8 protein-coding genes, 1 pseudogene and 1 riboswitch are annotated in these 13,770 nt (G+C 29.0%); of the genes and pseudogenes, 8 read left to right on the top strand and 1 reads right to left on the bottom strand.

The features are described 5' to 3' along the window. Positions 1-28 precede the first annotated feature (28 nt). The 6 genes from IC219_RS04645 to IC219_RS04620 all read left to right on the top strand — a co-directional run bounded on the left by IC219_RS04645 (position 29) and on the right by IC219_RS04620 (position 6,918). The gene (locus tag IC219_RS04645) at positions 29-451 is read left to right on the top strand and encodes a PTS sugar transporter subunit IIA (RefSeq protein WP_227432702.1); all 423 of its coding nucleotides are present in this window, start codon (positions 29-31) and stop codon (positions 449-451) included. An 18-nt stretch (positions 452-469) separates the two neighbouring features. Beyond that, positions 470-1,621, top strand: a complete 1,152-nt coding sequence (locus IC219_RS04640) for a mannitol-1-phosphate 5-dehydrogenase (RefSeq protein ID WP_227830712.1) — start codon at positions 470-472, stop codon at positions 1,619-1,621. A gap of 106 nt (positions 1,622-1,727) precedes the next feature. Beyond that, a riboswitch (purine riboswitch) is annotated at positions 1,728-1,829 on the top strand. Between the two features lie 187 nt (positions 1,830-2,016). Then, positions 2,017-2,589, top strand: a complete 573-nt coding sequence (locus tag IC219_RS04635) for a xanthine phosphoribosyltransferase (protein WP_227432704.1) — start codon at positions 2,017-2,019, stop codon at positions 2,587-2,589. Between the two features lie 57 nt (positions 2,590-2,646). Then, the gene (gene fsa / locus IC219_RS04630; RefSeq protein ID WP_227432705.1) at positions 2,647-3,297 is read left to right on the top strand and encodes a fructose-6-phosphate aldolase; all 651 of its coding nucleotides are present in this window, start codon (positions 2,647-2,649) and stop codon (positions 3,295-3,297) included. Between the two features lie 136 nt (positions 3,298-3,433). Beyond that, positions 3,434-6,358: a sigma 54-interacting transcriptional regulator gene (locus IC219_RS04625; protein WP_227432706.1), complete on the top strand. Its 2,925-nt coding sequence runs from the start codon at positions 3,434-3,436 to the stop codon at positions 6,356-6,358. 386 nt (positions 6,359-6,744) lie between these two features. Then, entirely contained in the window at positions 6,745-6,918 is a 174-nt protein-coding gene (locus IC219_RS04620; protein WP_227861658.1) for a hypothetical protein, read from the top strand. Positions 6,919-7,277: 359 nt separating this feature from the next. On the opposite strand, the pseudogene IC219_RS04615 reads toward IC219_RS04620, so the two are convergent. Further along, positions 7,278-8,410: pseudogene (locus IC219_RS04615) on the bottom strand (IS256 family transposase). A gap of 1,123 nt (positions 8,411-9,533) precedes the next feature. Between IC219_RS04615 and IC219_RS04610 the strand changes: the two are divergent. Together IC219_RS04610 and IC219_RS04605 are read left to right on the top strand one after the other, a co-directional pair. Beyond that, positions 9,534-12,629 (top strand): DUF499 domain-containing protein, encoded by a 3,096-nt coding sequence (locus IC219_RS04610; RefSeq protein WP_227830710.1) that lies wholly within the window; start codon positions 9,534-9,536, stop codon positions 12,627-12,629. Continuing rightward, positions 12,629-13,756: a DUF3780 domain-containing protein gene (locus IC219_RS04605; RefSeq protein WP_227830709.1), complete on the top strand. Its 1,128-nt coding sequence runs from the start codon at positions 12,629-12,631 to the stop codon at positions 13,754-13,756. The genes IC219_RS04610 and IC219_RS04605 overlap by 1 nt, the downstream gene beginning before the upstream one ends. The last annotated feature ends 14 nt before the right edge of the window (positions 13,757-13,770 follow it).

Genomic DNA, 13,770 nt, shown 5'->3' with positions numbered 1-13,770 from the left:
TTACATTAAAAAAAGGAAGGTTGATATTATGAGTAAAGTATTAAATGAGAATAATATATTTTTAGGATTAGATAGTGTTTCAAAGGAAGAAGCTATAACTTTAGCAGGAAGAAAACTATTTGAAAATGGATATGTAAAAGAAGAATATATACCAGCAATGTTGGAAAGAGAAAAGGTAATGACTACATACATGGGCATGGGTGTTGCTATTCCACATGGTGTAAATGAAGCGAAAAAAGAAATATTATCTTCTGGAATAGTTATACTACAATTCCCTAATGGTATAGATTTTGATGGAGAAAAGGCATATTTATTAATAGGAATAGCTGGTGTTGGAGATGAGCATTTAGAGATACTATCTAATATAGCAATAGTTTTAGATGATGATTTAACAGAGAGACTAAAAAATTCAAATGACAAACAAGCTTTTATGGAAGCTTTTGCCAACTAATCTTAGGAGGAACTTAAAATGAAAAAGGCAATCCAATTTGGAGCAGGAAATATTGGAAGAGGATTTATTGGAGGTTTGTTAGTTAAGTCAGGTTATCATGTTGTATTTGCTGATGTTAATGAAGAAATATTAAATTCAATAAATAAAGATAAAAAATATACTATACACATAAGAGATGTAGAATGTGTAGATGAGATAATTGACAATATAAGTGCAGTTTCATCTATAAAAGAAGAAATAATAGATGAGATTGTAGAAGCTGAAATAATAACTACAGCAGTTGGCCCTTTGGTTTTAACTAAAATAGCCCCTACAATTGCTAGAGGTATAAAAACTAGAAAAGAAAAAGGATTAACAAATAATTTAAATATAATAGCTTGTGAAAATGCAATATATGCAAGTTCTTCTTTAAAAGAGGAAATACTTAAGTGTCTAAATAAAGAAGAAGAAGACTATTTAGAGAGCTATATTGGTTTCCCTAACTGTTCAGTTGACAGAATAGTTCCTCCTGGTAAAAATGAGAATCCTCTTGATGTAACTGTTGAAAATTTTTATGAGTGGAATGTTGAAAAGCAAGGATTTAAAGGAGAAATACCTAATATAGTTGGAATGAATTTAGCTGATAACCTTATGGCTTATATAGAACGTAAGTTATTTACACTAAATACAGGCCATGCTATAACTGCTTATATAGGGTACTTAAAGGGATACAAAACAATAGAAGAAAGTATAAATGATGAATATATTTGCAATATAGTGAAAAATGCAATGACAGAAAGTGGAGAAGGATTAATTAAAAAATATAATTTTGATTCAGAAGCACATTATAAATATATTGATAAGATTTTAAATAGATTTAAAAATCCATATCTTAATGATGATGTAGTCAGAGTTGGAAGAGAGCCACTTAGAAAATTAAGTGATAAAGATAGATTGATTAAACCTCTAATGACTGCAAAATCATATGGCTTAACAGTTGATAACTTAATTCTTGGAATAGGTGCAGCACTTCATTATAACAATAGTGAAGATGCTCAAAGTGTAGAATTACAAGAACTAATAAAGTCTAATGGAGTAAAAAAAGCTATTGCTAAAATAGCTAATATAAACAAGGATGAAGTACTTCTAGATAATATAGAAAAAAGTTATATCTTTATGGAAAATCTATAAGTTTACTTAAAAAGGTTGAATTTTGTCAAGTAACTAGTGAATGTTTTATTCTACACAGTTTGAATTATTTGTTGAATAATAGAGAATTATAATATATAATTAAAAAGAATAAATTAATATGTTTACCTGTATACTTTTGATAATATGGTTCAAATGTTTCTACTAAGCTACCAATAATAGCTTAACTACAGGAGTGAAGATGATATAGTTTATACTTATTTTAAATTATATATTAAGTTGGTTACTTTGAATTTTAAGCTCCTGTCTATGATATAGACAGGAGCTTTTTTAGTATTCTAAGATAAAATACAAGCAATGTAGAGAGTAAAATTAAAGAGAATATAATTTTTTTTATTAAGATTAATATAATTTAGAAAGGTTTAGGTGGGAGTACAATGAAGGCTTTAGAGGAAAAGATATTAAGAGAAGGTAGTGTTTCAGGAAATGATATACTAAAAGTCGATAGTTTTTTAAATCATCAAATTGATGTAGCTTTTTTAAATGAAATAGGAAAAGAATTTAAAGAGAGATTTAGTGGAGAAAAGGTAGATAAAATATTTACAATAGAGGCTTCAGGAATAGCTATAGCATCAATTGTTTCACAATACTTTGACAATGCACCTGTAGTTTTTGCGAAAAAATCAGAATCTAAAAACTTAGATACTGATGTGTATGAAACTAATGTATATTCATTTACTAAGGCAAAAGAATATGCAGTAAAAGTTTCTAAAAAGTATATAAACGAAGGTGAAAACATATTGGTAGTAGATGATTTTTTAGCTAATGGAAGAGCCGCTCTTGGTCTTAAAGATTTAATTGAACAAGCAAATGCAAACTTAGTTGGAGTAGGGATTGTTATTGAAAAAGGATTCCAAGCTGGAGGAGCACTTTTAAAGGCCAATGATGTAAGATTAGAATCTTTAGCAGTAGTTGAATCTATAGATAATGGAACTGTAAAATTTAGATAATTTATGATATTATATACTTGTGTTTAGCACATATTCTAATTATGGAGGATTTTTTAAATGAGATTTTTTATAGACACAGCTAATATTGAAGAAATAAAGGAAGCAAATGATTTAGGTGTAATATGTGGAGTTACTACAAATCCATCTCTAATAGCTAAAGAAGGTAGAGATTTTATAGAAGTAGTTAAGGAAATCAGTGAGATAGTAGATGGACCAATAAGTGCAGAAGTAATAAGTTTAGAGCACAAGGGTATGATAGAAGAAGCAGAAAAATTATCTAAGATACATAAAAATATAGTTATAAAAATACCTATGACAGCAGAAGGTTTAAAGGCAGTAAAAGTATTATCTAGTAAAGGTATAAAAACTAATGTTACACTTATATTCTCTGCTGGGCAAGCTCTTTTAGCTGCTAGAGCTGGAGCTACATATGTAAGTCCTTTTGTTGGAAGATTAGACGATATATCACAAAATGGTCTTGATTTAATTGAAGAAATTGTTGACATCTTCAGTGTAAATAGTATTGAGTCTCAAATAATAGTTGCTAGTGTTAGAAATCCAATACATGTTTTACAAGCTGCTAGAATGGGAGCTGATATAGCAACAGTTCCTCTTAAAGTTATAAACCAAATGATTAAGCATCCTTTGACAGACAAAGGAATAGATAGCTTTATGAAGGATTGGGAAGGTGCTTCTTTAAAATTATAATCATATAGTTATGGTTATAATTTTAATAGAAGTTCTTATGGAAATTCTAAGTAATAAGGCTAGGCTATTTTGCCTAGTCTTATTTTGGTGTATAATATATTGAAATAAACTAAAATTTAAAGTAAGGAGGCGAAATATGGATAAAATATTAAGAGAGATACAAAGAGAAGACAAGAAAAATCCATACACTGACCAAGAACTTGCTGAAATATTAAATGTAGCTAGGTCTGAAGTAATAGCGGTTAGAAAAAAGAATAATATTTTAGATTCAAGAGAAAGAAGAAAACAAATATTAATAAAGGATATATCTAAGATTGTAAATGAGAATCCTCAAATGTCTGAAAGAAAAATAACTGAAATTTTAACCGAAAATGGCTATAATATATCAAGAAGTGCAGTATCAAAATTACTAAAAGAAGAAAACTTAAGTCAATCGAAAGCTGAAATAAAAGATAAAGAACTAGTATCATCTGGAAAACATGTAAAAGTTAGTAAAGCTGTAGAAGAAGATGGGTTTGAAGAATTAATAGGTATAAAAGGCAGTTTGAAAGAAAAAGTAAACCTAGCTAAATCAGCAATAATGTATCCTCCTAATGGTCTTCATACTATAATATATGGAGAAACAGGTGTAGGTAAGAGTGAGTTAGCTACATGTATGTACAAATATGCTGTGAAAAATAATATCAAAGAAGAAAATAGTCCATTCATAGTATTTAACTGTGCAGATTATGCAGAAAATCCTAATCTATTGATAGCTCAGCTATTTGGAGTAGTAAAAGGTGCATACACAGGTGCAGATGCAAATAGAGAGGGTCTTGTAGAGCAAGCCAATAATGGAATTTTGTTTTTGGATGAAATTCATAGATTACCTGCTGCTGGTCAAGAAATATTATTTTCTTTAATAGATAGAGGTGAATTTAGGAGGTTAGGAGAGAGTAGTTCTAATAGAAAGGCAAATGTTCTCATAATAAGTGCTACAACAGAAAATCCAGATTCTAATTTACTTCAAACATTTAGAAGACGTATACCAATGGTAATAAACTTACCAAATATGAGTGAAAGACCAAAATCTGAAAGATATGAAATAATAATAAAATTCTTTGAAAGAGAAGCAAAAAGAGTAAATAAAAACTTTATAATAACTAAAGAAGTGATGTGTGCACTTATGAATTATAAATGTACTGGGAATATAGGACAGTTAAAGAGTGATATACAAGTAACTTGTGCTAGAGCTTTTAGTAAGGCAATATTTTCTAGTGACAAGGTAATTATAGATTTAGATAGCTTGAGAGATTATATAAAAAGTGGATATTATGATTGTAATTGTGAAGATGAAAAGTATTCTGAGTTTTCAGTTGAAGATATATATATAGATATTAGTGAATTAGTAAGTGGGAAAAATAGAATTTTGTCTGATAATGAGATAAGTGAAATATACAATTATGCAGAAAAAGAATTAAAAGTTCTAGAAAGTAAGTGTTTTTCAGAAGAAGAGTTAAAAAATGCATTTATAGAAAAGTTAGACAATAAATTTAATGCTATTAAAAACAATAAAAACTTGTCTGATAGAAGAAGTCGAATAGACTGGGGTGGACAGTTAAAAGAATCCACACTAGAGATAATGGACAAAGTAATTGTATTTATTAAAGAGCAGTTTAAGCATGTAAATCAGGGGCTGTATTTAGCTTTAGCAATTCATATTGAGCATGCTATAGATAGAATAAGAGATGGAAAAACTATAATAAATCCAAGTTTGGATAAGATAAAAGCATCAATGCCAATGGAATATGAATTATCCAGATATGTAATGGGAATAGTGGAAGATTTAACACAAGTTACATTCCCAGAGGATGAACTTGGATATTTAGCATATTATATAAATAAATTTTGTTACAATGAAGAAAGTATAAAAGATAAAGTAAAAGTAGTTATAGTTACGCATGGTAAAGTTGGAATTGAAATGTCTAATGTTGTAAATCACATTCTTGGTATAGAATGTACACTGGGTATAGAAATAGCACTTACAGATTCACCAGCAGAAGGAATAGAACATGTATTGGATGAACTTAAAAAGATAGAAGCACAGAAAGGAATTTTGGTTCTAATTGATATGGGTTCTCTAGTAATCCTTGGTGATGAGGTTGAAAAAAGACTTGGTATTAGATGTAAGACTGTAAACAGGGTGGATACATTATTAGCAATGGAAGCAGGAAAATTGGCGACAATTGAAGGAAAAAGTTTAGATGGTATAATAGCAGATTTAAAGAAAAATAAAAATTATGCTATGGTAAATACGAATAAATTTAGTTATAGAAAAAATGAATATGGAAAGAAAAATGTAATTATTACATTATGTTTAAGTGGGGTAGGTACAGCTTTAAACTTAAAGGAACATATAGAAAAGCAAATTGAGGAATATGATGCTTCAATTGAAGTAAAGCCAATTGCTTTTTTAAATAATAATTTAGAAGATGAATTAAATGACATTGAAGCTGAATATAATATTATTGCTATTTGTGGCACAATTGATATAGATTATAAAAATGTACCTTTTATTTCTTATAATGAGGTACTTGGAAAAAATGGAATTAACAAGGTATTAGAACATTTGAATAATAAACAACCATCTTTGAGTAGCGATAATCAATTGGATAATTTAATACATGAAGATTTGATTTTATATGATTTTGAAGGAATCTCAAAGGAGTATATAATCGACACTCTTGTATCAAAGCTTGAAGAAGGTGGGTATGTAGACTCAAAATATATATTAAGTGTGTATAAAAGGGAAGCTATGGGAAGTGTTGTAATGGCTTCAAAAGTTGCTGTACCACATGGGCTTCCAGAAAATGTTATAAAACCAGCAATAGCTATAGCAAGATTAAATAAGCCTATAGTGTGGGATAATAAATTTATGGTAGATTTAGTGGTTTTATTAGCACTTAAAGAGAATAATAAAAAAGAAATACGAAGCTTATTTTCAAAGATTAATGACCAGCATACTTTGGAAATTTTATTAAATACTGAAGATAAAAATGAAATAAAAAAGATATTAAGTTAACTAAGTATAGAAAAGATAGACACAAAAAATTTGCTTTAGTATAAAATTTAAAATTACTTAATTGCTAAGTAGTTAATTACTTGATATAAGGCTAATTCTATGAAATTGATTTATATGATTTTATAGGATTAGATTGATAAATAGAATATATAAACTATTTTAAAACTGAAATATAGAAGATATAATAAGGATAAGTTATTATGTTAAAAAATTACAGAGTGGTCATCATAATGATTTAGAAAATAATAAATAAAGCATGATTTGGAGGTATAAGACATGAGAAAAATATATAATCTTTTTTTATATTGATTTTAGGTATTTTTCTGGCATCTTGTAGATATAGTGATTTTAATGGTAGTCGTACAGGAAGTGATAGTGAACTTGTAATGGAATATAGTATGTTTAATACTACAGATTCACAATTGTTAAATTTAGAAAAAGACGATGTAATACATGTGGAAATAGTTAATGACTCTGGAAAATTAGATATTTTCATACAAGAAGATGATAAAAGCCTGTTTTCGAAGGGAAGAATCTCAAGACAAGTACATTTCAAGTAAAGGTTGATGAAAGTGGAACATATAAAATTACTGTTACAGGGAAGAAAGCTAAAGGAAGTGTGAGTTTTATAAAAAATACTGATTGATGAAAAATGAATAATCCTGCAGATAAACATGGATATTTTCATTGTTATTGCAGGATTTATTGTATATTTTAGAGATTTATATTTTCTAAATAGAGTCTGGAAATATTTATGTGTATTCTTTAAATAAAAATTTATTTTTTAAGTGATAATTAAACATTTATTGGTAAGGCTATGGCTTTAAAAATCATAGCCTTATTTTGATATTTTTTCCATTTTTGCAAAAATTATTACCCCTTTAAGAAAATTTCTTAATTTTTTTGAAATATTTCCTTATTAATTTAGAGTTAGATTTCTTTCTTCAAAATAAATACTTAAATGAGCTAAAATTTGAGTCCAATTTCTAATTTTCTGAGTCCATTTTTCAGAAATATCCATAGTTGCTAAGTATAATGATTTGTGCAAAGAATCATCCGAAGGAAAAATAGACTTCGATTTAGTAACTTTTCTTAATAATCTATTGTAACTTTCCATTGAATTTGTAGTATATATCAATATTCTTATCTCTTGAGGATATTTAAAGTATGTTGCTAGCTCATTCCAATTGCTTCGCCAACTTCTTAATGTATCGCATATTGATTACCCCATTTTTCCTCTAAGAGCGATAGCTCACTTAACGCGACCTCTTCTGTAATTGCAGCATATACTTTCTTTAAATCTTTTGCAAATTCTTTTCTATTTTTATATGATACATAATTTAAAGTATTTCTAATTTGATGCACAACACATCTTTGTATTTCAGTATTGGGAAATACTGCTTTAATTGCATCAGAAAATCCAACTAGTCCATATACAGAAGCTATTAATATATCTCCTCTGTTTCTAACATCTGTAAGTACCTTTAACAAATACTTTGAACTCTCATTTTCTCCAATCCATATTACTAAAACCTCCTTTATACCTTCTAATTTAATGCCGATAGCTATATATGCTGCTTTGTTTATTATTCTACCTTCACTTCTAACTTTGTAATGTATAGCATCCATAAATACAATTGGATAAATCATATCAAGTGGTCTATTTTGCCATTCATGAGCTAAAGGTATAACTCTATCAGTAATTTTAGCTATTAGTGAATGAGATATATCTATTCCATAAATACTTTTAAGATGACTTGATATATCTTGAGTGGACATACCTTTTGAGTACATTCCAATCACCTGGATCTCTATTCCTGATATATCATTTTCATAGTTTCTAATTATCTTTGTTTCAAAATCTCCATTTCGGTCTCTTGGAATATTTAAAGTTATTTCTCCAAAATCTGATTTAACATTTTTATTTCTATATCCATTTCTAGAGTTTTTAGTATTTTTATTCTTATTATCATACCTATCATAACCTAGATGGTCATCAAGCTCCGCTTCTAACATTTGATGAATTGTACTTGCAAATAAATCCTTTAACATGTCTTGAATGTCTGTAGTTGTTTTAACATCGTATTATTCAATAAGTTTTTTTAATATTTCGTTTTTGTTAAACATAAAAAGTGTGCACCTTCCTTTTATATAGTGATATTTAATATTTTAATTATCACCATTTTTTAGAAGAATACACACTTTATTTTAAAGACCCTTAGTTTTTTAGATGTTAACCTTCGGTTGTCAGTCACAATATGGTGAGATTTACACTTCACAAAAACTAAGACATACAAGGTGATGCTACATTTTAGCTCATATAGCAGAAGATTTTCTGATTAGGATATGAGCTAAAATGTAGCTTTATTTATGTGCTAACTATTTATTCCGTTTCAGTCTGCACCATATGACCCACCGCGCTCATACATCAACTATCTTTGTTTATGTTGCTTGGGTCAGAGCTTTGGGGTCTAGTCTGACATCACAGATTATAGCTGAGAAGCGCTATAAACTGTAATGTCAGACTTAATACTTGCAGCATGAGGTTTTGATTTAAGATAGTAAGTGCAGGCAATTATATTTATTTTGTTATGATTTTGATATATGTTACAAGTAGTAGAATATATCATTGATTTGTTTTTTATTTTTAAATAAAGATTATATGGATGTGTTGCTATATATGGTATTGATAGTATTGTAGATTTTTATAATTATGGAGTTTAGCTACGTAACGCGCTTTACGTTCCAATATTTTAAGCAAAGAGCGCTCAAAAGGATTTCCATTACAATCGTTAACTAAAAACCTTTTAGGTATCGGTAACAAGGTGTGGTTAGTTGGTAGGTTGATTTTGGTTAGTCTGCTGCGTATATTATCCGCTAATTTGTGTTCGTAGCTTCTTTTGGATAGCAATTCATTGCACCATCGCCCAATGCCATGTGTTTTTTGTTTTTTAGGTCGCTTACTTTAAGTAGTGATCTAAAAACTATATGATGTAGAAGGTTGATTTAAATATTTTAACAAATTATATATTGATTATTAAATGAATTCATGATGATATTATATATTAGAGAGATATATAATAGGTTAGATACTATAATTTTATATTAAAATAATGTATACTTTTAGGTATAAATAAATAATATTTTAATGTGAAATATTAGGAGGAGTGAAAAAATGAAGACACTATACTATGCTTGTAAACCAAGACAAAGTGTATTTGATGAAAATAAAAGAGATGATGTACTAGAACTAACAGACTTGATACAAAATCGTATAGACCCAAATGAATTCTTTGAAGAAAACTTTGTAACAGAAGGAATGAAACTTCTAGTGGAAACAGCATTCAAAAGATTTCATGGAAAAAGTGCCTCAGGACTAATAAAGCTTACTCAATCAATGGGTGGAGGTAAAACTCATAATATGATTTCGTTAGCTTTACTATCCAAGTATCCAGAAGTAAGAAGAAAAGTATTAGAAAATATGTTCGGAGAATCTTACTTAGGTGAAGTAAAAGTAGTAGGATTTACAGGAAGAGAAAGTGATGCAGAATTTGGTATATGGGGTTCTATAGCTGAACAGCTTGGAAAGAAAGAGCAACTTAAAGACTATTACTCTCCGCTACAAGCGCCAGGTCAAACTGCATGGGTAAACCTACTAAAAGGTCAGCCACTACTTATATTATTAGATGAGATACCTCCATATTTAGAAAATGCAAAGTCTAGAGCAATAGGAGATTCAAATTTATCAGTAGTAACTACAACAGCTCTTGCAAATTTATTCAATGCATTAGGTAAAGAAGAGTTATCTAATGTTTGTGTAATAATATCAGACTTAAAAGCAACTTATGAAAGTGGAAGTGAACAGTTGCAGTCGACGTTTAAAGAATTAGAAGGAGAGGTTAACCGTTCAGCTTTAAACATAGAGCCAGTTGGAACAAATTCAGATGACGTATACAAGATACTTAGAAAGCGTCTGTTTGAAAATATAGCATCTGATGAAGAAATAACAGAGATAGCAAATGCATATAAAGATAAAGTATTAGAAGCTAAGCAAATGGGATATACAAACACATCTCCAGAGCAAATATTTGTAGGAATAAAGGATTCATATCCATTCCATCCATCATTAAAGGACTTATATGCGAGGTTTAGAGAAAATCCAGGTTTCCAACAAACTAGAGGTTTAATAAGACTTATGAGAGTTATTGTTTCTCAGATGTATGAAAATGGTAAGAATGAGCAAAAATATATAATAAATCCATATGACATGGACTTAAATGACTCAAATATGTTAGCTCAAATTAAAAGTATAAAGCCATCTTTAACAAATGCAATATCACATGATATCCAAGCGAACGGTAAAGGTGTAGCAGAAATAATAGATAATGAACTAGGTGAAACTAGTATGAGTGATTTAAGCAAACTTATATTAGTAGCATCGCTAGCTGACGTACCTAATGCAATACTTGGTTTATCAGAGCAAGAGACAATAGGTTACTTAGCAGAGCCAAATAAAGATATAACAATACTTAAAAAGGCATTAAGTGAATTTACATTAAAAGCATGGTATATATATTCAACTGATAATGGAAGACTTTACTTCCAAAACACTAAAAATATGATAGCAGAGCTTAATACTCTTATAGAATCATATGATAATGATGCAGCTAAAAAAGAGTTAAGAGGATTCTTAGGTGAAAAATTTAAACCATCTAAAAATGTTTGTTATCAAAATATAGAAATATTCCCTGCTGTAGATGAAATAAGACTAGACTCAGATAAGGTAACATTAGTACTATTTGAACCAAATACAAAGTCAAATGAGCTTAGTAAAGAATTAAAAGATTTTTATGAGTACACAAAATATCAAAACAGGGTAATGTTCTTATCTGGAAATAAAGACACAATGGATAAGTTAATAAAGTCATCTAAAGAATATAAAGGTATGCAAAGAATAATAGCTCAAATGGATTCTGAAAGAACTGCTAAAAACAATCCTCAGTATCAACAAGCACAAGATAAGCTAGATAAAATACAACTAAGTATATTACAAGCTGCAAGAGAAACTTTCTCTAAAATACATTATCCATCAAATAGAGGATTAACAAGTGCAGACTTCTTAATGGAATTTAAGGGTAACAACTATGATGGAGAAGAACAAATAATAAACACACTTACTCAAAGAAAGAAATTTGAAACAGAAGTAAGTAATGATACATTCAGAAAAAAATGTGAAGATAGACTATTTACTCAAAAAGAAATGAGATTTATAGATATAAAAGAAAGAGCAGCTACAAATGGAGCTTGGCAATGGCATATACCATCAGCGCTTGATGCTCTTAAAAATGAAATGATAAATAAAGACGTATGGAGAGAAAATGGTGGATATATAGAAAAAGGTCCATTCATTGAAAAAACAGATATAACTATACAAGAAAAAGATAGAAATGATGAAACTGGTGAAGTAACTTTAAAAATAATAAATAGACATGGAGACAAGGTATATTATGAAATAGGTGGAACACCAACATCTGCATCATTAGAAGTAACTGATCTAAATAACTTTAAAACAGATGAACTGAAAGTAAACTTTATTTGTATAGATAGTACAGGACAAAATGAAATAGGAGATATTTATAAGTGGAATAATAAAATAACTTTAAAATATAGAGAGTTTAATCAGGGGAATGATAGATTAATAGAGTTAAAAGTAGCACCAAAAGCAACTATAAAATATACTACTGATGGATCAAATCCAAAAGAGCATGGTGGAGTGTATGATGATGCATTTATAATACCTAACAACTGTTCACATGTACTAGCAATAGCAGAAAAAGATGGAATAGAGTCTAATCAATTAACAATGAAAATAGATAAACAACAGCAAGGCACAACAATAAAAATAAATAAAGAAAATCCACTTAAGCTTACAAAAACTATAAGAGTAACTAATACATCAGATGTATACAAAGAGATAGATATATTAAAGAAGCATAATGTAAAAATATCTGATGTATCAACTTATTTAAGCACAGATGAAGATTCTGATAAGTGGATAGAAATAGCTCTAGGTAAATCTACTATAATAGAACCATCTAAACTAGAAGAACAAATAGGTATTATAAGAGAAAGCTTCTTGAGCGGAGACAAAGTAGAAGTAGCATTAGATTATCATCAAGCACACTATGAAAGTGGTCAAAAGTTTTTAGATATGGTAGCTGATAAAAAGTTAACTCTAGAAAACTTTGATGAACAGGAGATAAAGCAGTAATGTCAGAAACCAAAACTGAAATTATAAAGTTTGGATTTATACCAAAGGAAAATGAACATCATTTTCTTGTGGTTATTCCAAAATCTAAAGATAAAAATATAGAAATATATGAAAGATTTTATTGGCATACTAATACTAAAAAGCAAGTTATTGATCCTATAAAGGACAGACTTAAAGCTGAACTAAGAAGAAATCATTGGGATCTTATAAATAAAGAATTAGAAAGTGAATTTAAAAATAGATTGAAAGAAAAAAATCTACCAACGAGTCAAGCTAACTGGACTATTGGCGATAACCCTGTAGATCGTTTGTTAGGTAAAGAGCTGTTATTACTTGTATGGGCAATAGAAGATTGTGAAGCAGCAGTAATAGACACTGCTATGAAAAATTGGAAAGGTCTAGATATAGCAGAAAGATGGTGGCTATATACTACGACAAATGCAGTTACAGGTGGAGCAGATGATAGAAGAGGATGGAGAAGAGCCATAAAATATGCACTTTCAGAAAATCCAACAGAAGAAAATCAAGTCGCTAGGCTAGAATTTGATGATGATTCTGAAATAATAACTTCAGAATCTAAAACTGAAATTATAAAATTTGGGTTTATTCCAAAAGAAAATGAACATCATTTTCTTGTAGTTGTACCAACAAAGTTCCAAAATAAAAATATAAAAATATATGAAAGATTTAAGTGGCAATTTGATACTAAAAAGCAAGTTATTGATACTACAAAAGATAGAATAAAGGCAGAAATAAGCAAAAGTCACTGGGATCTTATAAAAGATGTGCTAGAAAGTGAATTTAAAAATAGATTAAAAGAAAAAAAACTATCCTATGGTCAGGCTAATTGGATTACTGGTGATAATCCTGTAGATAGCTTATTAGGAAAAGAACTATTATTACTTGTGTGGGCAATAGAAGATTGTGAAACTAGAGCTATAGATACTGCTATAAAAAGTTGGAAAGTACTAGATATAGCAGAGAGATGGTGGTTATATACTATGACAAATGCAGCTACAGGTGGAGCGGATGATAGAAGAGGATGGAGAAAAGCTATAAAATATGCACTTTCAGAAAATCCAGTAGAAGAAGTACAAGAAAGTCAAATTGACTGGTTTAGAATGTAAAGAGTAATCGGAGG

This window comes from Clostridioides sp. ES-W-0018-02 (genome assembly GCF_020658175.1).
GTDB lineage: Bacteria > Bacillota > Clostridia > Peptostreptococcales > Peptostreptococcaceae > Clostridioides.
Note: the sequence above shows the minus strand (reverse complement) of the source record. Positions and strands in the feature narration are given on the sequence as shown.